This is a genomic window from Actinomadura sediminis, assembly GCF_042675525.1.
In the GTDB taxonomy this organism is placed as follows: Bacteria; Actinomycetota; Actinomycetes; order Streptosporangiales; family Streptosporangiaceae; genus Spirillospora; species Spirillospora sediminis.
Window position 1 is genome coordinate 1 of the sequence record NZ_JBHTJA010000059.1, and the last position, 25,437, is coordinate 25,437.

The 25,437-nt window shown below is 73.1% G+C and carries 26 protein-coding genes; 10 read left to right on the forward strand and 16 right to left on the reverse strand.

Annotation, left to right across the window (positions count from 1 at the left end):
• A partial coding sequence (locus ACFQ11_RS24490; protein WP_378302534.1) for a PEP/pyruvate-binding domain-containing protein occupies window positions 1-976 on the reverse strand: 976 nt, incomplete at its 3' end.
• A 186-nt stretch (window positions 977-1,162) separates the two neighbouring features.
• Between ACFQ11_RS24490 and ACFQ11_RS24495 the strand changes: the two genes are divergently transcribed.
• The gene (locus tag ACFQ11_RS24495) at window positions 1,163-1,924 is read left to right on the forward strand and encodes an enoyl-CoA hydratase/isomerase family protein (protein ID WP_378302536.1); all 762 of its coding nucleotides are present in this window, start codon (window positions 1,163-1,165) and stop codon (window positions 1,922-1,924) included.
• Here the strand turns inward: ACFQ11_RS24495 and ACFQ11_RS24500 are convergent.
• Window positions 1,909-2,553: a LuxR C-terminal-related transcriptional regulator gene (locus tag ACFQ11_RS24500; RefSeq protein ID WP_378302538.1), complete on the reverse strand. Its 645-nt coding sequence runs from the start codon at window positions 2,551-2,553 to the stop codon at window positions 1,909-1,911. The two genes, ACFQ11_RS24495 and ACFQ11_RS24500, sit on opposite strands and share 16 nt — an antisense overlap.
• Window positions 2,517-3,833, reverse strand: a complete 1,317-nt coding sequence (locus tag ACFQ11_RS24505; protein WP_378302540.1) for a sensor histidine kinase — start codon at window positions 3,831-3,833, stop codon at window positions 2,517-2,519. Before ACFQ11_RS24505 ends, ACFQ11_RS24500 begins: the two co-directional genes overlap by 37 nt.
• Window positions 3,834-4,089: 256 nt before the next feature.
• On the opposite strand from ACFQ11_RS24505, the gene ACFQ11_RS24510 reads away from it, so the two are divergent.
• The gene (locus ACFQ11_RS24510) at window positions 4,090-4,887 is read left to right on the forward strand and encodes an aminotransferase class IV family protein (RefSeq protein WP_378302542.1); all 798 of its coding nucleotides are present in this window, start codon (window positions 4,090-4,092) and stop codon (window positions 4,885-4,887) included.
• A gap of 3 nt (window positions 4,888-4,890) precedes the next feature.
• Here ACFQ11_RS24510 and ACFQ11_RS24515 read toward each other — a convergent pair whose 3' ends face one another.
• The gene (locus tag ACFQ11_RS24515) at window positions 4,891-5,718 is read right to left on the reverse strand and encodes a polysaccharide deacetylase family protein (RefSeq protein ID WP_378302544.1); all 828 of its coding nucleotides are present in this window, start codon (window positions 5,716-5,718) and stop codon (window positions 4,891-4,893) included.
• Between the two features lie 68 nt (window positions 5,719-5,786).
• Between ACFQ11_RS24515 and ACFQ11_RS24520 the strand changes: the two genes are divergently transcribed.
• Window positions 5,787-6,542: an ABC transporter permease gene (locus ACFQ11_RS24520; RefSeq protein WP_378302546.1), complete on the forward strand. Its 756-nt coding sequence runs from the start codon at window positions 5,787-5,789 to the stop codon at window positions 6,540-6,542.
• A 166-nt stretch (window positions 6,543-6,708) separates the two neighbouring features.
• Here ACFQ11_RS24520 and ACFQ11_RS24525 read toward each other — a convergent pair whose 3' ends face one another.
• From ACFQ11_RS24525 to ACFQ11_RS24540, 4 genes are all read right to left on the reverse strand, one after another.
• Window positions 6,709-7,164, reverse strand: coding sequence for a hypothetical protein (locus ACFQ11_RS24525; RefSeq protein ID WP_378302548.1), 456 nt, complete (start codon window positions 7,162-7,164; stop codon window positions 6,709-6,711).
• Window positions 7,152-7,970 carry a phosphotransferase gene (locus tag ACFQ11_RS24530; RefSeq protein ID WP_378302550.1) on the reverse strand — a complete coding sequence of 273 codons (819 nt, stop codon included), beginning with the start codon at window positions 7,968-7,970 and terminating at the stop codon, window positions 7,152-7,154. The genes ACFQ11_RS24525 and ACFQ11_RS24530 overlap by 13 nt, the downstream gene beginning before the upstream one ends.
• A 124-nt stretch (window positions 7,971-8,094) precedes the next feature.
• Entirely contained in the window at window positions 8,095-8,844 is a 750-nt protein-coding gene (locus ACFQ11_RS24535) for a hypothetical protein (protein WP_378302552.1), read from the reverse strand.
• Window positions 8,845-8,899: 55 nt separating this feature from the next.
• Window positions 8,900-9,136: a hypothetical protein gene (locus ACFQ11_RS24540; protein ID WP_378302554.1), complete on the reverse strand. Its 237-nt coding sequence runs from the start codon at window positions 9,134-9,136 to the stop codon at window positions 8,900-8,902.
• A gap of 132 nt (window positions 9,137-9,268) precedes the next feature.
• Here ACFQ11_RS24540 and ACFQ11_RS24545 point away from each other — a divergent pair, with 132 nt between their 5' ends.
• On the forward strand, window positions 9,269-10,660 hold the full coding sequence (locus tag ACFQ11_RS24545; protein ID WP_378302556.1) for a hypothetical protein: 1,392 nt from the start codon (window positions 9,269-9,271) through the stop codon (window positions 10,658-10,660).
• Here ACFQ11_RS24545 and ACFQ11_RS24550 read toward each other — a convergent pair.
• The 4 genes from ACFQ11_RS24550 to ACFQ11_RS24565 form a co-directional block, all read right to left on the reverse strand.
• The gene (locus ACFQ11_RS24550) at window positions 10,602-11,177 is read right to left on the reverse strand and encodes an NUDIX hydrolase (protein ID WP_378302558.1); all 576 of its coding nucleotides are present in this window, start codon (window positions 11,175-11,177) and stop codon (window positions 10,602-10,604) included. The two genes, ACFQ11_RS24545 and ACFQ11_RS24550, sit on opposite strands and share 59 nt — an antisense overlap.
• A gap of 232 nt (window positions 11,178-11,409) precedes the next feature.
• On the reverse strand, window positions 11,410-11,814 hold the full coding sequence (locus ACFQ11_RS24555; protein ID WP_378302560.1) for a RidA family protein: 405 nt from the start codon (window positions 11,812-11,814) through the stop codon (window positions 11,410-11,412).
• Window positions 11,811-12,581 (reverse strand): IclR family transcriptional regulator, encoded by a 771-nt coding sequence (locus ACFQ11_RS24560; protein ID WP_378302562.1) that lies wholly within the window; start codon window positions 12,579-12,581, stop codon window positions 11,811-11,813. Before ACFQ11_RS24560 ends, ACFQ11_RS24555 begins: the two co-directional genes overlap by 4 nt.
• Window positions 12,578-13,594 carry a sugar kinase gene (locus ACFQ11_RS24565; RefSeq protein WP_378302564.1) on the reverse strand — a complete coding sequence of 339 codons (1,017 nt, stop codon included), beginning with the start codon at window positions 13,592-13,594 and terminating at the stop codon, window positions 12,578-12,580. The genes ACFQ11_RS24560 and ACFQ11_RS24565 overlap by 4 nt, the downstream gene beginning before the upstream one ends.
• A 101-nt stretch (window positions 13,595-13,695) precedes the next feature.
• Here ACFQ11_RS24565 and ACFQ11_RS24570 point away from each other — a divergent pair, with 101 nt between their 5' ends.
• The 3 genes from ACFQ11_RS24570 to ACFQ11_RS24580 are packed head-to-tail and all read left to right on the forward strand — an operon-like array spanning window position 13,696 to window position 18,009.
• Window positions 13,696-14,952, forward strand: coding sequence for an amino acid deaminase (locus ACFQ11_RS24570; RefSeq protein ID WP_378302566.1), 1,257 nt, complete (start codon window positions 13,696-13,698; stop codon window positions 14,950-14,952).
• Window positions 14,952-16,559, forward strand: coding sequence for an N-acyl-D-amino-acid deacylase family protein (locus tag ACFQ11_RS24575; RefSeq protein WP_378302568.1), 1,608 nt, complete (start codon window positions 14,952-14,954; stop codon window positions 16,557-16,559). Before ACFQ11_RS24570 ends, ACFQ11_RS24575 begins: the two co-directional genes overlap by 1 nt.
• A gap of 34 nt (window positions 16,560-16,593) precedes the next feature.
• Window positions 16,594-18,009 carry a GntP family permease gene (locus ACFQ11_RS24580; protein ID WP_378302570.1) on the forward strand — a complete coding sequence of 472 codons (1,416 nt, stop codon included), beginning with the start codon at window positions 16,594-16,596 and terminating at the stop codon, window positions 18,007-18,009.
• Window positions 18,010-18,252: 243 nt separating this feature from the next.
• Here the strand turns inward: ACFQ11_RS24580 and ACFQ11_RS24585 are convergent, their stop codons facing one another.
• The 3 genes from ACFQ11_RS24585 to ACFQ11_RS24595 are packed head-to-tail and all read right to left on the reverse strand — an operon-like array spanning window position 18,253 to window position 22,532.
• Window positions 18,253-19,155, reverse strand: a complete 903-nt coding sequence (locus ACFQ11_RS24585) for a helix-turn-helix transcriptional regulator (protein ID WP_378302572.1) — start codon at window positions 19,153-19,155, stop codon at window positions 18,253-18,255.
• A 54-nt stretch (window positions 19,156-19,209) separates the two neighbouring features.
• Entirely contained in the window at window positions 19,210-20,853 is a 1,644-nt protein-coding gene (locus ACFQ11_RS24590) for an AMP-binding protein (RefSeq protein WP_378302574.1), read from the reverse strand.
• Window positions 20,850-22,532, reverse strand: coding sequence for an AMP-binding protein (locus tag ACFQ11_RS24595; protein ID WP_378302576.1), 1,683 nt, complete (start codon window positions 22,530-22,532; stop codon window positions 20,850-20,852). The genes ACFQ11_RS24590 and ACFQ11_RS24595 overlap by 4 nt, the downstream gene beginning before the upstream one ends.
• Window positions 22,533-22,750: 218 nt before the next feature.
• Between ACFQ11_RS24595 and ACFQ11_RS24600 the strand changes: the two genes are divergently transcribed.
• On the forward strand, window positions 22,751-23,164 hold the full coding sequence (locus tag ACFQ11_RS24600) for a VOC family protein (RefSeq protein WP_378302578.1): 414 nt from the start codon (window positions 22,751-22,753) through the stop codon (window positions 23,162-23,164).
• 4 nt (window positions 23,165-23,168) lie between these two features.
• On the opposite strand, the gene ACFQ11_RS24605 is transcribed toward ACFQ11_RS24600, so the two are convergent.
• Window positions 23,169-23,858 (reverse strand): GNAT family N-acetyltransferase, encoded by a 690-nt coding sequence (locus ACFQ11_RS24605; RefSeq protein WP_378302580.1) that lies wholly within the window; start codon window positions 23,856-23,858, stop codon window positions 23,169-23,171.
• 295 nt (window positions 23,859-24,153) lie between these two features.
• On the opposite strand from ACFQ11_RS24605, the gene ACFQ11_RS24610 reads away from it, so the two are divergent.
• Together ACFQ11_RS24610 and ACFQ11_RS24615 are read left to right on the forward strand one after the other, a co-directional pair.
• Window positions 24,154-24,594, forward strand: a complete 441-nt coding sequence (locus ACFQ11_RS24610) for a hypothetical protein (RefSeq protein WP_378302582.1) — start codon at window positions 24,154-24,156, stop codon at window positions 24,592-24,594.
• Between the two features lie 277 nt (window positions 24,595-24,871).
• Window positions 24,872-25,435: an RNA polymerase sigma factor gene (locus tag ACFQ11_RS24615; protein ID WP_378302584.1), complete on the forward strand. Its 564-nt coding sequence runs from the start codon at window positions 24,872-24,874 to the stop codon at window positions 25,433-25,435.
• Window positions 25,436-25,437: the final 2 nt, after the last annotated feature.

Genomic DNA, 25,437 nt, shown 5'->3' on the forward strand with positions numbered 1-25,437 from the left:
GCCGGCGGCGGGCCGGTTCGGCGCCGAGGCGCCGCAGGTCGGCGGCGGCGCGGCCGCCCACGGCCCGGACGGTCGGGGAACGGCGCAGCGCGCGCCGGGAGACGGCGCCCGCGGTGGCGAGGGCCTCGCCGAGGCCCCGGTCGAGCGGGACGAGCCAGAGGTCCTCTTCGAGGGGCGACAGCGGGTCGGGGAGGGTCTCGGCGACCGGGCCCGGCCCGAGGAGGACGGCGCCGCGCGGGGGCAGCGGGGCGAGCGCCGTCACCGGGCGGCTCTGCAGCAGCCACAGGCGGCCGTCCCGCCCGAACGCGAACTCGACGTCCTGCGGGCCGCCGAACACCTGCGCCGTCCGGGCGGCCAGGTGGGCGAGGCGGCGGAGCTGGAGGGGCGTCAGCGGGCCGTCGTCGCGGTCGGCGGCGACGAGGCGGCCGCGGCGGGTGAGGTCGTAGCGGGTGCCGTCGATCTCGCCGCCGACGAGCGCCTGCGGCCCGCCCGGAGCGGCCGACACGATCACCCGGTCGGTGCGGCCGTCCACCGGGTCGGCGCCGAACATCACCCCGCCGGACGCCGCGTCGAGCCGCGGCTGCACGAGCACCGCCATCGTCCCCGGGCCGGCCGCGGACGCGGCGACCTCGTCGACCGCGCGCCGGAAGTCCGCCCAGCCCGCGACGCCGAGGACGGACGTGAACCGCCCGGCCATCGAGGAGACGTCGCCGTCCTCCAGCGTGGACGACGACCGCACCACCAGCGCGCGTTCGCCGTCGTGGCTCAGCCGCGCCCACGCCGCCCGCAGGTCGTGGGTGTCGGCGTACCGTTCGCGCCGGTCCATGGGGACCGGGATCACGAACCCGGGGAGGACGGGCAGGTCGTGCGTCGCCGCACGCGCGAGGTTCGCCGCCTTGGCGCCGGCCCGGTCGGGCACGGTCGCCAGCGGATCGTCCAGGCCGATCGTCCAGAAGGCGCGTGTGCTCTGCTGCACCACGGACTCCGTTTCCTCAAAGCCGCCCACCAACAAGAATCCGCTGAACGGCGGCGGAATTCCTCCCTCACAGGTGGTGTCTCGGCATCCGCCTGGAGAGGGTGGCGGGCGGGTAAGGAAGTCCTTCTGTAGGTGGAGGACGACCCTGGTACCGCTGCGGGGGCGGGGCCCCATTACGCTGCTCGGGTGCTGCACTGCGAGGTCGCCGGGGGCGTCGGGACGATCACGATCGACCGTCCGGACAAGCGGAACGCGATGTCGGCCGGCATGTGGCGCGAGCTGCCCCGGATCCTCGACGGGCTCGCCGCGGACGCGTCCGTCCGGGTGGTGGTGCTGACGGGCGCGGGCGGGAACTTCTGCGCGGGTGCCGACATCGGCGAGCTCGGCGACATCCACCGCGACGACGACACGCACCTGTCGACGGTCGCGGAGCGGGCGCTCGCCGCGTTCGGGAAGCCGACGATCGCGGCGATCGAGGGCGTGTGCGTCGGCGGCGGCTGCCAGCTCGCGGCGGCGTGCGACCTGCGGTTCGCGGCCGCGGGCGCCCGGTTCGGGATCACCCCGGCGCGGCTCGGCATCGTCTACCCGGTGGCGGCCACCGCGCGGCTCGTCGGGCTGGTGGGGCCCGCGGCGGCCAAGCACCTGCTCTTCTCGGCGGAGCTGATCGGCGCGGACGACGCCCTGCGCATCGGCTTCCTCAACGAGGTCGTCCCCGACCTGCCCGCCCGCGTCGCGGAGTTCACCGCGACGCTCGCGTCCCGGTCACTGCTGACGCAGTGCGCGACGAAGGACATCGTGGACGCGATCGGCGCGGGCGGCGACGTCCGGGATCGGGCCGCCCGCTGGCTCGCGGAGATGGACGGCAGCGGCGAGCTCCGCGAGGGCGTCGCGGCCTTCCTGGAGCGCCGCGCCCCCGAGTTCCCGTGGACGCCTCAGCGGTTGAGGTAGGCGAGGACGGCCAGGACGCGGCGGTTGTCGTCGGCGGTGACGGCCAGGTCGAGCTTCGCGAAGATGTTCGCGGTGTGCTTGGTGACGGCCCGTTCGGTGACGACGAGGCGTTCGGCGATGGCGGCGTTCGACCGTCCCTGCGCCATCAGTTCGAGGACCTCGGTCTCGCGGGGCGTCAGCCGGGCGAGGGGGGTGCCGCGGGAGCCGCCCGCGATGAGCCGCGACACGACCTCCGGGTCCATCGCGGTGCCGCCCGCCGCGACCCGCCGGACCGCGTCGACGAACTGGGCGGCGTCGAACACCCGGTCCTTCAGCAGGTAGCCGATCCCGCCGCCGCCGTCCGCGAGCAGCTCCCGCGCGTACAGCGGCTCGACGTACTGCGACAGCACCAGCACCGGCAGGCCCGGGACGTGCCGGCGGGCCTCCAGCGCCGCCTGCAGGCCCTCGTCGGTGAACGACGGCGGCAGCCGCACGTCGACCACCGCCACGTCCGGGCGGTGGTCGAGCAGCGCCCGCCGCAGCGACGGGCCGTCGCCGACGGCGGCCGCGATCGCGAAGTCGTGCGCCTCCAACAGGCTGACCAGGCCCTCCCTCAGGAGGGCGAGGTCTTCGGCGAGGACAACGCGCACGGCAGCTCCAGGGTCACGATCGTCGGGCCGCCCGCGGGGGAGTTGAGGGCGAGCACGCCGTCGAATGTACCGATGCGGCGCTCGACGCCGCGGAGCCCGGTCCCGCCGTCGAGAGACGCGCCGCCGCGCCCGTCGTCGGTGACGGAGATCCGCAGCATCCCCTGCTCGTGCCGCACGTCGATCCACAGCCGCGTCCCGCCCGAGTGCTTCGCGGCGTTCGCGAGGATCTCCGACACCGCGAAGTACGCGGCGGACTCCACCGGCGGCTCGGGCCGCCCGGCGAGCTCCACGGTGACCTCGGCCCGCATCGGGTGGTCGAGGGCGAGGGCCCGGATCGCGTCGCCGAGGCCGCGGTCGGCGAGGACGGGCGGGTGGATGCCGCGCACCAGGTCCCGCAGCTCGTGCAGGGCCTTCGCGGACGACTCGCGCGTCTGCGCCAGCAGGATCCGCGCCTTCTCCGGGTCCCTGTCGAGGAGGTGCTCGATCGCGCCGAGGCTCATCCCCATCGCGATGAGGCGCGCCTGCGCCCCGTCGTGCAGGTCCCGCTCGATCCGCCGCAGCTCCGCCGCGGACGCGTCCACGGCCTCCGACCGGGACTCGGTCAGGTGCCGCACCCGCAGCGCCAGCCGCGACTTCTCCGTGGGCCCGAGCAGTGTCCGTCCCCACCGCCCGTACACGGCGAGCATCCGCGGGCCGAGGAGGAACCCGGCGGCGATGAACACGGTCGCGAGGACCACGGTGGCGATGCGGGCGTTCTCGTCGGCGGGGTAGTGGGGGCCGACGTGCACCCACGCGTACCAGTCGCTGCCGCCCGCGTCCGCGATGAGCCCGCCCGCGAACCCGGCGAGGAGGTAGCCCCAGATGCCGTACAGGATCAGCCAGCCGGGGAGCGCGGCCGTGAACATCACGACGATCGGGTCGGCGGCCAGCCACAGGTAGTCGCGCCACGTCGCGGGGTCCTGGAACCGGGCGACGAACAGCCGCATCCGCCCCATGATCCCGTCCTCGACCGGCTCCGGGTCGGGCAGGTACGGACGGTCGATGCGGACGCCCGTCCACCGTGCGACGAGCCGCCGGTACACGTCCGTCGTCCGGCGCATCAGGTCGGACGCGGCGGGGAACAGCAGCACCCCGATCAGGCCCGTGATCATCGAGAAGACCGTGAGGAACCAGGCGCCCGCGCACATGGCGGGGATGCTCAGCAGCCCCAGCCGGAACCCCCGCCACGGAGCCCGCGTGTGGGCCTGCCACCGCGTCTCTTCAACCAGCCGACCGTCCACCGGGTCCTCCGTTTTCCTCGGCCATCGTCACCGAGTCAAGTCTCCGGCGTAACGCCCCGCGCCACAGTGTGCCCGCACCCCGAACCGGGGGTGTACCCAGGTACACCCGCGACCAGGTCTCCTCCGGTCGCGCGCACGTGTCCCTGAGCCTGCCGATGGTGGGTCCGGCAGTCACACGATAGGCGAGGTCTGGTGACGTCCGTCCGAAGGCGGCAGGGTCGCTCCTGACAGCGCACAACGACATGGGGGGATCGACATGAGCGAGTTCGTCGCGCAACTGGACGGACGGACGGCGACCGCGGCGGAGCTGGCCCCGCTGGCGTTCGCCGGGTACGCGCACTTCACCGCGATGCAGGTCCGCGGCGGCCGGGTGCGGGGCCTCGACCTGCACCTGGAGCGGCTCCGGACAGCGTCGGCCGAGATGTTCGGACGGGCGATACCGGACGAACGGATCCGCGCGCACCTTCGGACGGCGCTGCGGGGCGGCCCGGACGACGTGTCGCTGACGGCGACCGTGTTCGGTGCGGCGGGCGAGTTCACGGCGGCCGACGCGGAGCCCCGGGTGCTCGTCCGGACGGGCCCGCCGTCGTCCGGTCCGGAGGGGCCGCTGGCACTGGCGGCGGTCGGGCACGAGCGTGATCTCCCGGCGGTGAAGCACGTCGGCGAGGTCGGCAAGACGTACCACCTGAGGCGGGCCGTGGCGCGGGGCTTCGACGACGCCGCGTTCGTCGACCGCCGGGGCCGGCTCGGCGAGGCGACGATCTGGAACCTGGCCTTCTGGGACGGCTCGGCCGTCGTGTGGCCGCGGGCCGCGATGCTGGGCGGGACGACGATGGGCATCGTCCGCCGCCGGCTCGACGCGCTCGGCGTGCCGCAGCGGGACGCCGAGGTGACCCTCGACGACGTGCCGGGGCTCGCGGGGGCCGTGGTGATGAACTCGTGGACGCCGGGCGTCGCGGTGCACCGGATCGGGGACGCGGACCTGCCCGCGGCGCCCCGCCTCCTCGACGTCCTGCACCGGGCGTACGGGGACGAACCGCTCGTCGCCCCGTGACGGTCAGAGGGTCGCGAAGGTCAGGCCGCGCCGCTTCAGCTCCGGGATCGCCTTGCGCAGCCCCTTGATCGTCTGCGAGCGGTCGCCGCCGCCGTCGTGGCACAGCAGGATGTCGCCGTCGCCGGCCTCCAGGAGGCGGTCGCGGACGCGGCCGGTGCCGGGGCGCGCCCAGTCGCGGGGGTCGATCGACCAGTCGATGGGAAGCATCCCGTACTCGGCGATCACGTCCATGACGCGCTCGGACCAGTTGCCGCCGGGCGCGCGGAAGAAGCCGGGAAGGACGCCCGTGGCGTCGGCGATTCGGTCGTGCGCCTCGACGACCTCGTCGCGGACTCCGCCGGTCGGCATGTCCGCGAGGCGCAGCGGGTGGTGCATGGTGTGGTTGCAGATCTGGTGGCCCGCGTCGGCGATCCGCCGGGTGAGCGCCCGGTGCTCCTTCACCTGCTCGCCGATGATGAAGAACGTGGCGCGGACGTCGTGCTCGGCGAGCAGGTCGAGCATCTGCGGCGTCCACTCGGGGTGCGGGCCGTCGTCGATGGTGAGCGCGATCGTCTTCGCGGGCGGGGCCGGGGCGAGCTGCTTCAGCTCGCGGACCGGTTCCTCGAGCGCCGCGAGCCGTCCGGGCGTCCAGCTCGCGGGACGCAGCGCCGGGCGCGGCGGCGGGGGCGGCGTCGGGTTCCCGGCCGGGCTCGCCGGGACGATCTCCGCCTCCGCCGTCCGGTACCCGTTCGGGGGGCGCGCCTCGTCGGCCGCGAGGGCGAGCCCCGCGACGGCCCCCAGCAGCCAGAGGGCCCGACGGCGGGACGTCCCGGTCGTCTCGTCGTCCACCACGTGTCCAACGGTATCGGCGGACGGGCCCGCTGTGATCACATTCGCCGCGAAAGGGGAAGATGAACCCCGTGACGAACGCGGCACCGGAGATCGGACCCGTGCTCGGGCTGGTGCTGCTGGCGCTCGCGGCGGCGGCCGCGCTGCTGGCCCGGTTCGGCGGGCTGGGCGTGAGCCGCGACGTGGTGGTGGCGTCCGCCCGCGCGGTGGTGCAGCTCGCGGCGGTGTCGCTGCTGATCGCCGCGGTCCTGGAGAGCGCGGGCTGGACGGCGCTGTTCATCGTCGGCATGGTCCTGGTGGCCGTCGCGACGGCGGGCCGCCGCATCACCGGCCGCACGCGCGGCCCCGGCTGGTGGACGGCGGTGCCGATCGCCGCCGGGGTGGGCCCGGTCCTGGGGCTGCTCGTCGGCTCCGGCGTCGTCCCGTCCCGCCCGGTGGCGGTGCTCCCGATCGCCGGGATCATGATCGGCGGCGCGATGACGTCCACGGGCCTGACCGGCCGGCGCGCGCTGGACGAACTGGACACCCGGCGCGGCGAGTACGAGGGCGGCCTCGCGCTCGGCCTGCTCCCCCGCGACGCTGCCCTCGAAGTGGCCCGCCCGGCCGCCGCCCTGGCCCTCTTCCCCGTCCTGGACCAGACGCGGACGGTCGGCCTGGTGACGCTCCCGGGCGCGTTCGTCGGCGTCCTCCTCGGCGGCGCCGACCCGATCGAGGCCGGGGCGATCCAGCTCCTCGTCCTCATCGGCCTCCTGGCCGTCGAGGCGATCGCCGTCCTGATCACCCTGGAACTGGTCGCCACCGGCCGCCTGCGCCGCCCCACCGAGTAGATGGCCCACTAAACCGGCTCGGCCCCATGCCCGGCCGCGATCGCGTCGATATGATCCGCGTGTTGACATCCCCCTCACGCCGCCAGCCGGAAACCCGGCCATGCGCGCGGCGATCTCCTCATCGGTCAGCGACCGCGGCATGGACCTCTTGCCTCCATGAAATGGGTCAGGCGGCAGTGGCCGCCCGCAGGTGTTCGATCACTTCGGGTATTTGAGCCTTGGGGAAGTGAATCTGCGCCCAGCCAGACTGGACGATCCTTCCCTCATCGGCGACGAGGTAGCTGAACACTTCCCAGGCGCCGGGTCTGGTCCAGCGGTTGAGGCGCTGTTCCATGTCCGGGTGGCTCAGGAGTAGACCGAGCATGGTCTGCGCGTCGGTGACGGGCATCTTCAGCCATGCCTGCCCTGTGTAGTAGGCGGCGTGTCGTTGCCGCCCCGGTCCCTGTGCCCAGCCGGGCCCGCTGGCGATGGATTCGCCGAGGTCCTGGCAACATCCGGCCGTGCGGAGGTGGAGGGCCCATAGTGCTTTGACGAGCGGCACCATGTCCAGGTCGATGTCAGCGGTGACGCCGTCGGGCGTGGTGAGTCGCCGAGATGGGTGGGTGTTCTCTACGTCAGGCATTCGACCGCCTCCGCGAGGTGCCGGCGAACGGTGCGTTGGGTGGCCTCGTCCCGTCCGGGGTCGGGCATCCAGCGCTGACACTGCTGCAGGTACCAGTCACAGATCCACACGCGGTGCCATCCACCGGCCCACACCTCCGCCGGCACGCCGCCGCGGCGCGAACCGGCGTCCCGGGTGCCCCCGGCGGCGATGTACGCCTCGATCATCCCTGCTATCGCACCGATGTCCAGAGGCAGCGGAGTGTCCCGCCAAGACGCCAGGTCCAGCAGTCCTGGGCCGGTGAATGCGCGGGCCCAGTCCAGAACGCGGGTACCGGCAGGGCCGGTGTGCAGCGAGGTGGGATGGAACTCGCTGTGGCACATTCCGAAGGGAGGCGTGTCCGTTCCGGCGGCTCGTCTCTCCGATGTCTCGGAGAGACGTTCCAGTAGGTGCGCGACGTCCTCGGTTCCGTCCCAACGTCCGGCCTCCTGGAGGCTGGTCAACGTTGCGAGGGCTTGCCGGGGCAGAGCGGCGAGGGCGGGTGCGTCCATGAGCGGCAGCCCCGACAGCGGCGGGCAGGCATGGACGAGCGTCGCTGCGTGCGCCCCCGCGTCCACCGGCGGGTCCTGCTCGGGCGGCTCGCCCAGATCCTCCAACAGCATCATGAGCCGGTTATCGGTGACGGTGGCGGCCAGGACCTCCGGCACCGGGACCTTGTGACGTGCTGCGTGCTCCAGGATTCGGGCTTCGGCGGTGAATGGGTCGACCGCTGTCTTGAGGATGACGGTCCCGCCGTCGTCCAGGTGGAGACGTTCGACCGCTGACATGTCCCAGACGTGAATGGGCTCGCGGCGAACGGGGCGCCTCCCGCTCAGCGGGCTCGACTGCAAGAGTGCGGACAGGGCCGGGACGGGGGCGGACTCCGAGCCCGCCCCCTCCGGGCCATGGGCGTTACCGGCCACAGGCTTCCACTCGCTCGATCCAGTCATCCCCGAACCGTCGCAGCTCGCGCCGGAACTCGGTGAGATCCACGCCGAACGGCACGATGCAGCCGCCCCGCATGTCCGCCTGCGACTGGCAGCCGTGCACCAGGCGGCCGCCGAGCGCGGCGTTGGCCTTGGCCGCCTCCACCCGCCGAGCCTCGTCGAACCACGTGCCGTGATACAGCTCGTCGACGAGTCGCGCTTCGTCGTCGTCCAAGTCGTAGATGACCTTGCAGGCGATGGGGAACATCCACGCCGGACCGACGTTGGAGATGGCACCGTTCTGCTCGACGCGATTGAGCGCCATGACCGTGCCGACCTCCCGCAGCATCCGCAGGTGCTTCGGCTCTACGCCCAGCGCCACGAGGCCGGGCTCGTTCAGGTACTCGTCCCGGAAGATGTGGGCCGTGGCCTGCCACGCGATCACCAGCACTTCGCCGGGGTCGTCGGTGACCCGGCCCTGTGTCTTGACGTACTCGAGTGCCATCTGTTCGACGGTCGTCTCGGCGGTTTCCCGGGCCTCGAGGAGGTTCGCCCGGACACCGTCCCAGTCGCAGATGATCCAGGTCGGGTTGTCGTACCGGAAGAAGTAGGCGAGGGGGTCGATGGTGAGCTCTTCGCCCGCGATGGTGACGCCGGAGATGCGGTTCCAGCCCGGGTGGAACGGTTCGGGGAACACCGCCCGGATAAGAGTCGGAGAACCCTTCAGTGTGGTCATTTTTCCTCCAGATGGATTCGATGGATCGAGCCTTCTCGGGCGATCGTTTCTCCGCTCACTGCCCGATCTGGCTGGTGAGCTGCCGCAACTTGTGGCGAAGGTCCTCGGGCGTGTCGGCCTCCACCACGTCTTGCTCCTTCCGCCGGTCGGCGGGCAACGGACCGCACAGCCCCCACCAACGTCCCCGGTCGGTCTGCATGACACGCCAGCCCGGGAATTCCGTCTCCAACGACGCCTTGATCTCCGCCTTGATGGACATTGTTTTCACCTCCCGGGCGTAAGCGAACTGCATCACCCGATCCCTAATAAGGCGTGCGGCGGGGGCGGGTGCGTGAACTGGGGGGCGTGCGCCGGGGCGGGCTCCTGGCCGCCTTCGGTTCCGCCTGCGAAACTGCAAGTCACCGGTAGCCCGGGAAGGACGGTCATGCCACGCAAGGACAAGCGGCTCAATCACGCGCTCGGCAGATTGATCACTGAGGCCGGTTTCTCCAACAAGGGACTGGCGGACCGGGTCAATCGACTTGGCAAGCACCGCGGCGCGCCCGATTTGCGCTATAACCACAGCTCGGTGACCAGGTGGCTCCGCGGTGAGCACCCTCGGAATCCTGTCCCTCAGGTCATCGCCGAGGTGTTCGCCATCGAGCTCGGGCGTCCTATAGACGTGACCGAGATCGGCATGAAGGCGCACAAAGTACCGGCCGACGTTGGATTGGAACTGCCGACGACCCAACCGGGGAGTGCCCGGATCACCGGAATGCTCTGGAAAGCGGACAACGAGCAGGAGCGCCGGCTGGTCGATTCAGGCTTCGATCAGGCGGCCTTCACCGCCGCAGCGCTGCGCTGGCTTGTCGGCCCCTGGGACCCGACGCCCGTCCAGGGCGCCGGTCGCCGCATCGGCACGGCTGATGTCGAGGAGGTACGGGAGGTGACGCACGCCTTCCGTGTCCTCGACAACCGGCTCGGTGGCGGTCACGTCCGTGTCCCCGTAGTGGAGTACCTCCACACGCACGTCGGTCCGATGCTGCGTGAAGGGCGGTGCACCGAGGAGGTGCGGCGGCAGCTCTTCAGCGCAGCCGCCGACCTGACGAAGGTCGCCGCGTGGCTCTACCACGACCTCGATAAGCAGGGCCTCGCGCAGCGCTACCTCATCCAGGCTCTCGCCATGGCGAAGTTCGCCGGTGATCTCCCGCTCGGCGCCGAGATCCTCGCCGCGATGAGCCAGCAAAGCCTCTATGTCGCTCAGCCCGCCCGGGCCGTCGACCTCGCACGAGCGGCGCAGTCAGCCGCCCAGCGCGTCGCAATCCCCGTCCTCATGACCGAATGCCATGTCATGGAGGCGCGCGGATACGCGGCTCAGAACGAATCCCGCGCCTGCACGCATGCACTGACCAGAGCTGAAAGGACGTTCGATCGAGCCGCGGACGCCGCCACGCCCGCCTGGCTCCACTATTTCGACGAGGCGTACTTCGCCGCCAAGCTCGCCCACTGCTTCCGCGACCTCGACAGCCCGGAGAAGGCCGAGGAGTACGCGACCCGGTCGCTCCGCATGGACCCGACCTACCAGCGCGGCAAGGCGTTCAACACCGCCGTCCTGTCGATGGCGCTCGCAGCCCAGGGGCGCATCGACGAAGCCTGCTCACGAGGCCGGTCGGCCATCGACCTGGCCGCAGGGCTCACCTCCGCCCGCGTGTACCGCTACATCCGCAACGTGAACCGTTCACTGGAATCTCACGCCGACGAGCCGATCGTCCGCGACCTCAGGGAGTACGCGGCGGAGCGGTTGCCCGCGCTGCGATCGCATGCAGAACGGCCATGACCGTGGCCGCGCCCACGATCTCCCCCTGCTGCATCAACCGTTGAGCCTCGTCCAGCGGAACCCACCGAACCAGCTCGGCTTCGTCGACGTGAGGCTCCCCCACCAGGTCGGCGCCATGCGCCACATACAGATCCTGAGGCGCGTCAGCCGACCCCACCATCGGCTGGAACGAACATACGAACTCCAGGTTCCGCGGCCGCCACCCGGTCTCCTCCTCGGCCTCGCGCGCCGCCGCGGCCAGCGGCTCCTCACCCGGGTCGACGTAACCCCCGGGCACCTCCCAGTCCCACTGGTCGAGGATGAACCGATGCCGGTAGATCAGCAGGATCTTCGCGCCGTCCTCGTCCAGCACCGCCGTCATCACGCATCGGGGCACGCGGAAGACGTACTGATCGAACACGACCCCGTTGGGCAGTTCGACATTGGCGATCGATATGCGGATGTGGCGGTTCTCATCGACCATCCGCTCCCCGTGGATCGTCCACCGGGTCCGTTCCACAGCCTCATCACGCCTCACCGCACCGACGCTAGCAACCGCCGATGCCGGGCGCGGGCGGCGCCGTCCGGCCCGCACCGCTTTCCTGCCTTCGGCCGACGCGCCCGGTGGGCGGGGCCCCCCGTTCGCCGGCACTCCGGCGTCGGTGCCCTGGAGCGACCCGCTCGTGGGACTCGCGCGTCGCACGCTGACGACATGGGCATCACAAGGTCGGCCGCGTCCAATGTCGGCCGACCGGGCGTCACCTGCGCCGCTAGCCGATGCAGGCGAGGGCGTCGATCTCCACCAGCATGGACGGGTGGGGGAGTTCGACGGCGACGGTGGTGCGGCAGGGCAGGACGCCGCTCGGGCAGTTCGCCTTGACGAACTCGCCGTACGCCTCGTTCATCGCGGGGAAGTCGTCGCGGGTCGCGAGGTAGACGCGGAGCATCAGGACGTCCTCGACGGTCGCGCCGCCGGCTTCGAGGATCGCCTTGAGGTTCTCCAGGACGCGCGTGGTCTGGGCCTTCACGTCGCCCGCGTGGACGTACTCGCCGGTCTCGGGGTCCTGGGGGCCCTGGCCGGAGACCTGGAGCAGCGGGCCCTTGCGGACGCCCTGCGAGAACGCCCAGGCGGCGGCCGGGGCGCCCGTCGTGCTGATCTGCGTCTTGTCGCTCATTCCGGGTTTCCTTCCGTGTATCCGTAGTCGGCGGAGACGGCGCGGGCGGTGGCGAGGAGGTCGGGGAGCAGGGCGAGGACGCCGTCCCGGTCGAGGACGACCTCGGGCACGGAGATCGAGACGGCGGCGACGACGCGGCCGGACGCGTCGCGGACGGGGGCGCCGAGGCAGCGGATGAACGTCTCGTGTTCGGCGTCGTCCATCGCGTGGCCCTGCTCGGCGACGCGGTCGAGTTCGGCGAGCAGCCCGTCCGGGGACGTGATCGTGTTCTCGGTGAAGCGCGTGTACTCGATGGATTCGGCGACGCGGCGGCGGCGGGGGGCGGGGAGGTCGGCGAGGAGGACCTTCGCGATCGCGGTGGCGTGCAGCGGCATCGGCAGTCCGACGCGCGAGTACATGCGGATCGCGTGCCGGGAGTCGTACTTGGCGAGGTAGATGACGGTGTGGCTGGTCTCGGGGTCGCCTTCGAGGACGCCGAGGTGGATCGTCTGCCCGGTGGACTCGTTGAGCTTCGCGAGGTGCGGCGCGGCGACGTCGCGGATGCCGTGCTGTTCGAGGGACGCGCGGGCGAGCGCGAACATGCGGGAGCCGAGGTGGAAGCGGTGGTCGCCGTCGCGGTGGACGAACCGTTCCGCTTCGAGGGTGCGCAGGAGCCGCAGGACGGTCGTCTTGTGCACGCCCGCTTTCGCGGCGAGTTCGTCCAGGTTGCGGGGGCCGTCGCCGAGTTCGATCAGGATGCCGAGCGCGCGCGCGAGGCTCTGGCTCATGGGGTCGTCTCCTCCACCGGGCGGGTGATGCCCGAGGCGCGCACGGTGGTGCCCGCCCACGCGTCCGGGGACGCGGCGAGGAGGGCCTCCACCAGGTCCGGCGGGGGCGGGGGTCCGTGGTCGCCGGGTACGACGAGCGTGGCGGCGGCGGCGAGGTGGCCGAGCCGGAGGCGGCGCCGCGGGCCGTACCCGCGCAGCGTACCGGCCAGGTAGCCGGCGGCGAAGGCGTCGCCGGCGCCGATCGGCTCGACGACCTCGACGCGCAGCGCGGGCTCGGTGACGGCGCCGTCGCGGGCGACGGCGGTCGCCCGGTGCGCGTCGTCCTTGACGACGAGCGTGGACGGCCCGGGCAGCAGCGCGCGGAGCGCGTCCGGGTCGGCGGTGCCGAGGACGGCGGCGGCCTCGTCGGCGCCGAGCAGGACGATGTCGGCGCCGTCCAGCAGTGCGCGCAGGACGGACGGGTCGCGGCGCCGCCACAGCGCGGGCCGCCAGTTCAGGTCGAAGCTGACCAGGTGGCCGCGGGGGCGGGCGAGGAGGGCGCGGGCGAGGGCGAGCGCGGTGTCCGACAGCGCGGCGGTGATGCCGGACAGGTGGACGAGGCGCGCGGCGGCGAGCAGCGGCCCGGCGGCGGGGTCGTCGAGCATGCCGGGGCCGATCGCCGAGCCCGCGGAACCGTCCCGATAGTAGTGCAGGACGCTCCCGGACGGCCCGGCCTCCTTGACGTACAGGCCGGTGGGGCGTTGGGGGTCGACGGTGACGCCGCGGACGTCGACGCCGCCGGCGGCGAGTTCGCGGACGACGCGGCGGCCGAACCCGTCGTCGCCGACGCGCCCGGCCCAGGCGGCGGGCACGCCGAGGGCGGCGAGCCCGCGCGCGACGTTGGCCTCGGCGCCGCCGCACGACTGCCGGAAGGACGGGACGTCCTCGAGGGGGACGGGCCGCTCGGGCAGCAGGACCGCCATCGCCTCGCCCACGCAGACGGCCGCCGGTGTCCCGTCCGGTGTCCCCTTCATGCGCCCTCTCCACTGTTGACCGGTTCCGGGCGGTGATGTTACAACCACTGGAGCACATAATGCAATGCGCGTTGCATATGGTGCAATAAGGGAGGTCGGCAATGGTGGAGAGCATCGACGGCGCGGCGGTGGACGCGCTCGGGGACGAACGGCTCGACTGGCGCTTCAAGGCGATACCCGCGTCCGCGGACGGCATGTCCGTCGCGGACGTGCGCGCCGACCCCCTCCCGCTCGACGCGTTCGGCACACCGCTGCTGACCCTCGACGCCGGCGCCCTCGACCACAACATCGCCGCGATGGCGGCCTGGACGCGCGACGCCGGGGTGGACCTCGCGCCGCACGGCAAGACGACGATGGCCCCGGCGCTGTGGCGGCGGCAGCTCGACGCGGGCGCGTGGGGCATCACGCTCGCGAACCTCCCGCAGCTCCGGGTGGCGCGCGCGTTCGGCGTCCGGCGGCTGATCCTCGCGAACACGCTCGTCGACCCGGCCGGGCTCGCGTGGCTCGGCGCGCAGCTCGACACCGACCCCGGGTTCGCGTTCCTGTCGTGGGTCGACTCGGTCCGGACGGTCGAGCTGATGGACGAGGCCCTGCGCGCCGCGCGCGTCACCCGTCCGGTGGACGTGTGCGTCGAGCTCGGCGGCCCGCACGGACGCACCGGCGTCCGCGACGACGCCGAGGCGAGGACGATCGCCGGGGCCGTCCGCCGCGCGCCCACCCTGCGGCTCGCGGGGACGGGCGGTTACGAGGGGGCGTTCGCGCACGACGCGTCCGGGGAGAGCCGCGCCGCCGTGGACGCCTACCTGCGCCGCGTCGCCGACCTGCACCGCGTCCTCGACTACGAGACGGACGAGCCGGTCGTGACGGCGGGCGGCAGCGCCTACTTCGACCAGGTCGTCGAGGTCCTCGGCCCCCTCCCGGGACGGACGGTCCTGCGTTCGGGCGCGTACGTGATCCACGACGACGGCTTCTACCGGGGCATCTCGCCGTTCGCGCGGGGGACGTCCGGGGCCCGGCTGCGGTCCGCGATGCACGGCTGGGCGCGCGTCGTGTCGCGTCCCGAACCCGCGCTCGCGCTCGTCGACGCGGGCAAGCGCGACGTCCCGTACGACGAGGGCATGCCCGAACCGCAGCTCGTCCGCGGCAAGGGCGCCGCGCCCCTGGAGGGCGCGTCCGTCACCGCCGTCAACGACCAGCACGGTTTCCTGCGGGACGCGGCGGTCGAGGTCGGCGACGTCGTCCGGTTCGGCCTCTCGCACCCGTGCACCGCGTTCGACAAGTGGACGCTGATCCCCGTCGTGGACGACGCGGACGCCGAGTCCCCGCGCGTCGTCGACCTCGTCCGGACGTGGTTCTGATGACGGTCGTGAAGGGCGCGACGGTCGTCGACGGCACCGGGGCGCCCGGACGCGTCGCCGACGTGCGGCTCGCGGACGGCCGCATCGCCGAGATCGGCGACGGCCTGACCGGCCCGGGCCGGACGATCGACGCCGCCGGGCTGGTCCTCGCGCCCGGCTTCATCGACATGCACGCCCACTCGGACCTGGCGCTGCTCACCGACCCGGACCATGTCGCCAAGGCCGGCCAGGGCGTGACCCTCGAGGTCCTCGGGCAGGACGGCCTGTCGTACGCGCCCGCCGACGACACGACGCTCCCGCAGATCCGCCGCACCATCGCGGGCTGGAACGGCGACCCGGACGGGTTCGACTGGTCGTGGCGGAGCGTCGGCGAGTACCTCGACCGGCTCGACGACGGCATCGCCGTCAACGCCTGCTACCTCGTCCCGCAGGGCGCCGTCCGGATGCTCGCGATGGGCTGGGACGACCGCGCGCCCACGCCCGCCGAGCTCGACCGGCAGCGCGAGCTGGTCGCGGCCGGGATGCGGGAGGGCGCCGTCGGCATGTCCAGCGGCCTCACCTACACGCCCGGCATGTACGCGGACGGCGACGAACTCGCCGAGCTGCTCCGCGTCGTGGCGTCCCTCGGCGGGTTCCACGCCCCGCACCACCGCTCGTACGGGGCGGGCGCGCTGGAGGCGTACGCCGAGATGGTGGAACTGTCGCGCCGCACAGGCTGCGCCCTGCACCTGGCCCACGCCACCATGAACTTCGGTGTGAACAGGGGCCGCGCGCCGGAGCTGCTCGCCCTCCTCGACGCCGCGATCGCCGACGGCTGCGACGTCACCCTCGACACCTACCCGTACCTCCCCGGCTCCACCACCCTCGCCGCGCTGCTGCCCAGCCGCGCGTCCGCGGGCGGCCCCGACGCGCTGCGCGCCCGGCTCACCGACCCGGCCGAACGCGCCCGGATCCGGTACACGATGGAGGTCGAGGGCTCCGACGGCTGCCACGGCGTCCCGGCCGAATGGGAGACGATCGAGATCTCCGGCTCCCCCGACCCGGCCGTGGTCGGCCGGACGATCGCCGGCCTCGCCGCCGAGACCGGACGCGCGCCGTTCGACGTCTACGTCGAGCGGCTCCTCGCGGACGACTTCGCGACGACGATCCTGCAGCACGTCGGGCACGAGGAGAACGTCCGGGCGATCATGCGGCATCCGTGCCACACCGGCGGGTCGGACGGGCTGCTCCCCCCGATGACAGAGGCCGGCGCCGCCGCGAAGCCGCACCCGCGCGCGTGGGGAACGTTCCCCCGCTACCTCGGGCGCTACGTCCGGGAGCTGGGCGTCCTGTCGCTGGAGGAGTGCGTCGCGCACCTCACCGGCCGCGCCGCCCGGCGGCTGAAGCTGGCCGGACGCGGGTTCGTCCGTCCCGGGTACCACGCCGACCTCGTGCTGTTCGACCCGGACACCGTCCGCGACACCGCCACGTTCGGCGACCCGCGGCGGCGTCCCGACGGGATCCCGTACGTGTTCGTCGGCGGCACGGCCGTCATCGACGACGGCGCCCGCACCGGCGCGCTCCCCGGACGTTCGCTGCGCCGCGCCCCCGACGGCACGACCCGCTGAACTCCCGCCCCCCACCACCCCCCGGAAGGTCCTCATGGTCCATTGGCTGCAACATGAGACGGGCGGGCTGCTGCTGCTGTGCGCCCTGGCCATCGCGGTCCTGCTCTTCCTGATCATCAAGGTCAAGCTGGAACCGTTCATCGCCCTCGTCGTGTCCGGGCTCGCGCTCGCGCTCGTCGCCGGGCTGAGCGTCGAGCAGATCGTCGGGACGGCGCTCAAGTCCGGCGACTCGATCCTGGAGACCGGGTTCGGCGGGCTGCTCGGCCATATCGCGCCGATCGTCGGGCTCGGCACGATCCTCGGCGCCGTCCTGGAACGCTCCGGCGGCGCGGACGTCCTCACCCGGCGGCTCCTCGGACTCGTCGGCGAACGCTTCGCCCCCCTCGCCATGGGCCTCGCGGGCCTCATCTTCGGCATCCCGGTCTTCTTCGACGTGGGCATTTTCGTCCTGGCGCCGTTGATCTACATCACGGCCAGGCGGGGCGGCCGGTCGCTCGTCCTGTACGCGATGCCGCTGCTCGCCGGCCTGTCGATGACCCACGCGTTCCTGCCGCCGCACCCCGGCCCGGTCGCCGCCGGCGGGCTCCTCGGCGTCCCGCTCGGCTGGCTGATCGTCTTCGGCCTGATCTGCGGCGTCCCCGCCTTCCTGGTCGCGGGCGTCGCGTGGGGCGCCTGGATCGGCAAGCGCGTCCTCGTCGAGGTCCCGGACGAGTTCATCGTCGGCGAGCGGGAGGGCGCGAAGGCCGACACGGTGGACGGGACGCCCGGCAAGTCGCAGGCGGAACCGCCGCTCGGCGCCGTGCTGTTCATCATCGCCGTCCCGCTCGTGCTGATCCTGCTCGCCACGTTCGGCACCGTGTGGTGGGAGGACGCGTCCGTCCTGCCCGTCCTCACCTTCCTCGGCAACCCCGTCGTCGCGCTCACCATCGCCGTGCTCCTCGCGATGTACCTGCTCGGCGTCCGGCGCGGCATCCCCGGCGCCGAACTGCGCGACGTCGCCACCGCGTCGCTCCGCCCGGTCGGCATGATCCTGCTGGTCATCGGCGGCGGCGCGTTCTTCGGGAAGGTCGTGTCGGAGACGGGCGTCGGCGCGGCCCTCGCCGGGACGCTGTCGGACGCGGGGCTGCCCACGATCGTCCTCGCCTACCTCATCGCGTGCGGGCTCCGCGTCGCACAGGGCTCGGCGACCGTCGCGATCGTCACCACCGGCGGCATCGTCGCGCCCCTCGTGGAGAGCGGCGGCCACTCGCAGGCCGCCATCGCGCTGATCGCGATCGCGATCTCCGCGGGTTCCATCATCGCGTCGCACGTCAACGACGGCGGCTTCTGGATCATCTCCCGGTACTTCAACATGTCGGTGCGCGACACCCTGAAGACGTGGACGGTGCTGGAGACGATCCTGTCCGTCGTCGGCTTCGCGATGGCCGTGCTCGTCAGCGCGTTCGTCTAGCGGGCTCGCCGGCCTCCGAATCGGTGCGTTTCCCGGACACGCCCGGTCATGCCGGTGTTACCGTGGCGAACGCCATCGGGGGCCGGACGCCCGCGCCGCGCGCGGCGGGACGGCCGAGCGATCACGGCCCGGCGCAGCCGCGCGGCGCCGATCCGCCGAGCGGGACGACCGCGGGGGCCGCACCGCGGCGGCGGACGAGCGCCCGCGCGTCCTGACCCCGTCGCCGGGCCCGATCGGGCACCGTCACGGCAGCAGCCCCGCGCGCCGCGCCGCCGCCACCGCCTCCATGCGGGTGTGGCTGTCGAGCTTGCGCATCGCCGACCGCAGGTAGCTCTTCACCGTCTCCGGCACCAGCCCGAGCCGCGTCGCCGCCTCCGCGTTCGTGCAGCCCATCGCCACGTACGACAGGACGTCCAGTTCGCGTGGCGACAGCACCGGCCGCGGCGCCCGTCCGTCCTGCTCGTCCCGCGGGTCGGGCAGGCTCGCCGCGGCGAGCCGCAGCGTCGCCTCCCGCAGCCGGTCGCGGGTCACCGGATCGTCGACCCGCTCGGCCAGCGCCCGCAGCTCGGCGTGCACCGCGCGGACCTCCTCCCAGCGCGCCGCCGACTCCTCCGCCCCCGGGCGCAGCCGCGTCAGCGCCTCGTCCGCCCGGTCCCGGACGGCGAGGTCCTGCTCGACGTCGCGGGCGGTCTGCATCGCCGCGCCCACCACCCGGTCGGCCAGCCCCAGCGGCTCCCGCAGCGCCCCGTACAGGACGCCCCGGACGCGGCGCCGCACCACGATCGGCACCGCCACGATCGACAGCAGCCCCTCGCGCCCGACCGGGCCGTCGTAGTCGTGGCTGATCGTCGCCGCGCGCGGGTAGTCGGTCACCCACACCGGGCGGCCCAGCGCCATCGCCTTGCCGCCCAGCCCGTTGCCGTGCCGCACGACGAGCCCGTTCAGCGAGTCGGTGCGGCCGCCGACCAGTTCGGTGATGCGCAGCCGGTCCCGGCCGGCCAGCGCACCGCCGAACACCATCGGCAGCCCCGTGGCGCGGTGCAGCGCCAGCACCGCCGACCGCATCGCCCCCGCGTCGCCGCCCCGCCCCGGCTCCGGCGCCTGGGCCGGGCCCGGGGGACGCCCTTCCGATGACCGCGCGTCCATGTGTCGAGCATGCACCGGAAGGGGCCGCCCCGTAACCCTGATGACGCTGATCGTTCAGGCGTGCCGCACGGTCGCCGCCTCGGCGAGGCCCAGGATGTCCACGGCCTCCGCCCGCATCTGGACCTTCCGGACTTTCCCGGTGACCGTCATGGGGAACTCGTCGACGACGTGCACGTACCGGGGGATCTTGTAGCGGGCGAGCTTCCCGTCGCAGAACTCCCGCAGCGCCTCCGCCGTCAGCGGCTCCGCGCCGTCCCGCAGCCGCACCCACGCCATCAGCTCCTCCCCGTACCGCTCGTCGGGGACGCCGATGACCTGCGCGTCCACGATGTCGGGATGGGTGTAGAGGAACTCCTCGATCTCCCTCGGGTACACGTTCTCGCCGCCCCGGATCACCATGTCCTTGATCCGGCCGGTGATGTTGACGTACCCCTCCTCGTCCATCACCGCGAGGTCGCCGGTGTGCATCCAGCGCGCCGCGTCGATCACCTCGGCCGTCTTCTCCGGCTCCTCCCAGTAGCCGAGCATGACCGAGTAGCCGCGCGTGCACAGCTCCCCGGGCGTCCCGCGCGGGACCGTCACGCCCGTCGCCGGGTCGACGACCTTGACCTCCAGGTGCGGGTGGACGGTCCCGACCGTGGACACGCGGCGGTCCAGCGTGTCGTCCGCCCGCGTCTGCGTGGACACCGGCGACGTCTCCGTCATCCCGTAGCAGATCGCGACCTCCGCCATCCCGAGCCGCTCGATGACCTGCTTCATCACCTCCACCGGGCACGGCGACCCCGCCATGATCCCGGTGCGCAGGTTCGACAGGTCCGCCGAGTCCAGCGACGGCTCGTTCAGCACCGCGATGAACATCGTCGGCACCCCGTACAGGGACGTGCACCGCTCGGACGCCGCCGCCTGCAGGGTCGCGCGCGGGTCGAACGCCGGCGCCGGGATCACCACGCACGCGCCGTGGCTCGTCGCCGCCAGGTTCCCCATCACCATGCCGAAGCAGTGGTAGAAGGGCACCGGCACGCAGACGCGGTCCTCCTCGTCGTAGCCGCACAGCTCGCCGACGAAGAACCCGTTGTTCAGGATGTTGTGGTGCGACAGCGTCGCGCCCTTCGGGAACCCGGTAGTCCCCGACGTGTACTGGATGTTGATCGGGTCGTCGGCGCTCAGCGTCGCCCCGATCTCCGCGAGCACCCCGGCGTCGCCCGCCCGCCCGGTCTCGAGCAGCCCGTCCCACTCCGGGGTGCCGATCAGCAGCACGTCCGTCAGCCGCTTGCAGCGCGGCCGGACCTCCTCGATCATCCCGGCGTAGTCGGACGTCTTGAACACCGGCGTCGCCACCAGCGTCCGGACGCCCGCCTGGTTCAGGACGAACTCCAGCTCGTGCACCCGGTAGGACGGGTTGATGTTCACGAGGATCGCGCCGAGCTTCGCCGTCGCGTACTGCACCAGCATCCACTCGGCGCAGTTCGGCGCCCAGATCCCGACGCGGTCGCCCTTGCGGATCCCGCGCCCGTGCAGGCCGAGCGCGAGCGCGTCGACGTCGGCGGCGAACCGCGCGTACGTCCAGCGGCGGTCGGTCGCGTACTCGACCACCGCGTCCCGGTCGGGATACAGGGCGACGGTCTTGTCCAGGTTCGCGCCGATGGTGTCGCCGAGCAGCGGCGCCTTCGACACGCCCGAGGCGTACGAGAGCGTCATCGCAGGTCCTCCTCACGGAACTCGCCTTCGGGCCGGTCGTCGGCGCCGGGGTGCTTGCCGATCTCGCTCGTCCGCAGTTCCACCCGACGGATCTTGCCGGAGATCGTCTTCGGGAGCTCACCGAATTCGAGCCGCCGCACCCGCTTGTACGGGGAAAGCTGCGCCCGGCTGTGCTCGAAGATCGCCTTCGCGGTCGCGGCGTCCGGCTCCCAGCCCGCCGCGAGCGTCACGTACGCCTTCGGCACCGCGAGCCGCACCGGGTCCGGGGACGGCACCACCGCGGCCTCCGCGACGGCCTCGTGCTCGATCAGCACGCTCTCCAGCTCGAACGGGGAGATCTTGTAGTCGGACGCCTTGAACACGTCGTCGGCCCGCCCGACGTAGGTGATGTACCCGTCCTCGTCGCGGGAGCCGATGTCGCCCGTGTGGTAGTAGCCGTCCGCCATCGCCTCGGCCGTCCGGGCCTCGTCGCCGTGGTAGCCGACCATCAGGCCGAGCGGCCGGTCCTCCAGCTCCAGGCAGATCTCGCCCTCGTCGCCGGGCTTGCCCGTCACCGGGTCGATCAGCGCCACCCGGTAGCCCGGCACCGGCCGTCCCATCGACCCCGGCTTCACCGGCTGCCCCGGCGTGTTCGCGATCTGCACGGTCGTCTCGGTCTGCCCGAAGCCGTCCCGGATCGTACGGCCCCACGCCTCCTTCACCCGCTCGATCACCTCGGGGTTCAGCGGCTCGCCCGCCGCCACCACCTCGCGCGGCGGGGCGCTCAGCCGGCCCAGGTCCGCCTGGATCAGCATCCGCCACACGGTCGGCGGCGCGCAGAAGCTCGTGACGCCGCACCGCTCGATCGTGTCGAGCAGCCGGTCCGCGTCGAACCGCGTGTAGTTGAAGATGAACACGCACGCCTCGGCGTCCCACGGCGCGAAGATGTTGCTCCACGCGTGCTTCGCCCACCCGGGCGACGAGATGTTCAGGTGGACGTCGCCCGGCCGGAGCCCGATCCAGTACATCGTCGACAGGTGCCCCGCCGGATACGACGCGTGCGTGTGCTCGACGAGCTTCGGCTTCGCGGTCGTCCCCGACGTGAAGTACAGCAGGAGCGTGTCGCCCGACATCGTCTGCCCGTACGGGACGAACTCCTCCGCGAGCCCGTACGCGTCGGCGTACGGCACCCACCCCTCGGCGGGGCCGCCCACCGCGATCCGCGTGAAGTCGCCCGCCAGGCCCTCGAACTTCCCGGCGTGCTCGGCGTCCGTCACCACGTGCTTCGCCGCGCCGCGCGTCAGCCTGTCCTGCAGGTCCGCGGGCCCGAGCAGCGGCGTGCACGGGATCATCACCGCGCCGAGCTTCATCGCCGCGAGCACCGTCTCCCACAGCTCGACCCGGTTGCCGAGCATCAGGATGACCCGGTCGCCCCGCCGCACCCCGTTCTCCCGCAGCAGGTTCGCGACCTGGTTCGACCGCCGCGACAGCTCGGCGAACGAGAACTTCGCCTCCGTCCCGTCCTCCTCGACGATCCACAGCGCGGGCCGGTCGTTCCCCTCCGCGATCCGGTCGAACCAGTCGAGGGCCCAGTTGAAGCCGGTCAGCACCGGCCAGCGGAACCGCTCGTACGCCACCGCGTAGTTCTCACGGTTCCTGAGCAGGAAGTCGCGCGCCCCACGGAACTCGACTGCCGGCATGTGGTCTCTCCTCGTGGCCGGACGAACACCTCCGGAGCATCGTTGGCCAACCAGCGTGACCCACGCCACCCCCGAACGGGGGTAGTCCTACCCCTCCCGCGCCCGCACGGGTCATCGGATCGGTCAGGAATCGAGAAGCGCCCGCCCACGACCCGTACATAGCGTGATCTCACCGGGCGGGCAGCGACCGCCCCGACCTCACGAACAGGGAGACGAACATGAAGGCGCATGTGAGCTCGATCCTCCTCGGCGTCCAGGACATGGACCGGGCCAAGCGGTTCTACACCGAGGGCCTCGGCTGGAAGATCAAGAACGACTGGGGCGTCTCGGTGTTCTTCGAGTCCGACGGGGCCTCGCCCGTCGGCTTCTACAGCCGCGAGGGGCTCGCCGAGCAGGTCGGCACGACCCCCGAGGGCACCGGCTTCAGCGGGCTCGTCCTCACCTACGTCGTCCGCAGCGAGGCCCGCGTCGACGAGGTGATGGCGGAGGCCGAGAAGGCCGGCGCCACCGTCCTCAAGCCCGCGGGCGCGCTGCCGTGGGGCGGGTACGGCGGCACCTTCGCCGACCCGGACGGCTACATCTGGAGCCTCGGCTACAGCGCCGAGGGCGAGGACCAGCCGTACGCCGAATAGCCGGTCACGGAACGCGGAACCCCCGGAACGTCACGGGGGTCCGGGTCTCGAAGCCGAGCCGCTCGTAGAGCGCGATCGCCGCGGCGTTCGCCTTGGCGACGTGCAGGAACGGGCGCTCGCCGCGCGCCGCGATCCGCGTGACGAGCGCCCGCACGAGCCGCGCCGCGTGGCCTCGCCCGCGCGCGTCCGGCGCGGTGCAGACGGCGCTGACCTCCGTCCACCCCGGCGGCCGCAGCCGCTCGCCCGCCATCGCCACCAGCGCGCCGTTCTCGCGGACGCCGACGTAGGTGCCGAGCTCGCGGGTGCGCGGGCAGAACGGCCCCGGCCGCGTCCGCGCGGCGAGATCGAGCATCTCGGGCACGTCGTCCGCGCCCAGCTCCACCACGCCGGTGCCGTCCTCGACGGGACCGCCGCACCACACCATCTGCAGCCGGTCGAGGACGAAGACCGGCTCCCAGCTCGACGGCGGAACCACCGGAAGGCTGAACATGTCGGCGAGCCTCCCGCGCCCCAGCAGCCGCGCGAGGTCGTCCCACTCCGCCCCGTCCGGGTCCGGGGACACGGTGGCGAACCTCGCGACGTCCGGCACGTAGGCGGCCGCCCGCCCCACCGTCCGCGCGAAGTGCGCGTGGGGCCCCCGCAGCGACGTTCCCACCGGCTCATCGAGCCCGACGACGTTCCGATCCGCCAGCATGCCTCGCCTCCCCGAGTCGTCCGCCCGCCCAGGAGGCTACCCGCGCCGCCGGCGCCGCCGGCACGGCGCGGCGGCCACCGCCCCGGCCGTCCGGGAACGGTGCCGGTCACCGGGCTCCGGCGGCGCGGCGGGCGCGGTGGGCGGCCATGCGGACGGGCGCGTTGGCTCGTCGAGTTCGTGCAGCGCCCGCCCGGCCATACCGGGTGCGGCACAAAGCGGGAAAGGGGCGCGCGGGTTCGGGGAAGGCACCCAGGGCGAGCCGCAGGCGCACGAGGACCCCGCCGTCCGGAAGGCGATGGAGCGCAAGCGCGCCGAGACGAACCAGCCGCGCCACAAGGTCCTGAGGGCGGGGCGGGTCCTCCAGGACGCGCCGCTCCCGTCGGACGTCCGGGCCGGGCTCATGCGGGCGCTGGCCGAGCAGCCGGGGATCACGGCGATCGGCGAGGCCGTCGACCCGCTCGGCCGCCGGGGCGTCGCGCTGGCGTCCGCGAGCACGACGCGGACGGTCACCGCCGAGTTCGGCACGCCGCCCGAGGAGCAGGGGACGTTCGCCAGCCGCGAGGAGATCGTCTTCGACCGGGAGACCGGCGAGGTGCTGGCGGTGCAGCGGGTCCTGACCGAGCCCGGCGGCGCGTACCGGGACCGTGCGCCCGGATTCGTGATCAGCTACTCCGTCATCCGGGACTCCGGCTGGACCGACAGCAGGCCGCGGCCGCCCGCGAAGCCGCCCTTCTGAGCCGGGCGCCGCTCGGGCCCGCCGTCCCCGCACCGGGGGCGGCGGGCCTTCCGCGTCCGGGACGCCCGCCGCCGCCGGCTCGCCGGCGGCGGGTGCGATGCTGGCCGCCGCGCTGTTCACCGCGCTTTTCGCCGCCGCTCGTCCTCCGCCGCTCGTGCTCCGCCCGTCCGGCGGCGGCGGAAAGCGAAAGCGGGTCGCGGCACCGGTGGAGTACCCGGTGACGACCATCCCCCCGGAGGACTGACATGCCCGACGACCCCGGCCCGCGGACGGCCCCGTGACCGCCGCGCCCGAGATCGACGACGCCGCGCTCGTCACCGCGTCACTGGACGACCCCGACCGGTTCACCGACGTCTACGACCGGCACTTCCCGGTGATCCACCGGTACGTGGCCGGGCGGCTCGGCGCGCAGGCGGCCGAGGACGTCGTCGCCGAGACGTTCCTGGCCGCGTTCCGCCGCCGCGCCACGTTCGACCCCGCGAAGGGCGACGTCCGGCCCTGGCTGTTCGGCATCGCGACGAACCTCGTCGCGCAGCACCGGCGGGCCGAGACCCGCCGGTACCGGGCGCTGGCCCGGCTCGGCGCCGAACCGGACGCGCCCGGCCACGAGGACCGCGTCGCGACCGCCGTGGCGGCCGCGCGGATGCGGCCGGGCCTCGCGCGCGCACTGGCCGGGCTGTCCCGCAAGGAACGCGACGTGGTGCTGCTCGTCGCGCTCGCGGAGCTTTCCCACCAGGAGATCGCGGCCGTGCTCGGCATCCCGTTCGGCACGGTCGGGTCCCGGCTGAACCGGGCGCGCCGGAAGCTGCGGGCGGCCCTCGCCCCGATGCAAGGAGACTGACC